The sequence below is a fragment of the Clostridium sulfidigenes genome (assembly GCF_000732635.1).
Lineage (GTDB): Bacteria > Bacillota > Clostridia > Clostridiales > Clostridiaceae > Clostridium_J > Clostridium_J sulfidigenes.
This window is the reverse complement of sequence record NZ_JPMD01000094.1, coordinates 1-495: the sequence shown is the minus strand read 5'-3', so window position 1 is coordinate 495 and position 495 is coordinate 1. Positions and strand designations below refer to the sequence as shown.

Below are 495 nucleotides of genomic sequence, written 5' to 3'. Positions count from 1 at the left end.
TAAGCCTATTCAGTGCTCTACCTCCATTACTCAATTAACCGACGCTAGCCCTAAAGCTATTTCGAGGAGAACCAGCTATCTCCGAGTTCGATTGGAATTTCTCCGCTATCCACAGCTCATCCCATGGTTTTTCAACACCAACGTGGTTCGGACCTCCACGACATTTTACTGTCGCTTCATCCTGGCCATGGATAGGTCACCCGGTTTCGGGTCTACGACATGCAACTATGCGCCCTATTCAGACTCGGTTTCCCTTCGGCTCCGTACCTTAAGTACTTAACCTCGCTACATATCGTAACTCGTTGGCTCGTTCTACAAAAAGCACGTCGTCACACATATAAAGTGCTTCGACCGGTTGTAGGCACACGGTTTCAGGTTCTATTTCACTCCCCTTCCGGGGTTCTTTTCACCTTTCCCTCACGGTACTTCTTCACTATCGGTCASTCAGGTAGTATTTAGCCTTGGAGGATGGTCCCCCCATATTCAGACAGGATA

1 rRNA gene is annotated in these 495 nt (G+C 48.6%); it reads right to left on the bottom strand.

The features are described from left to right. Positions 1-495, bottom strand: a 23S ribosomal RNA gene (locus tag IO99_RS18885); the annotation flags it as partial.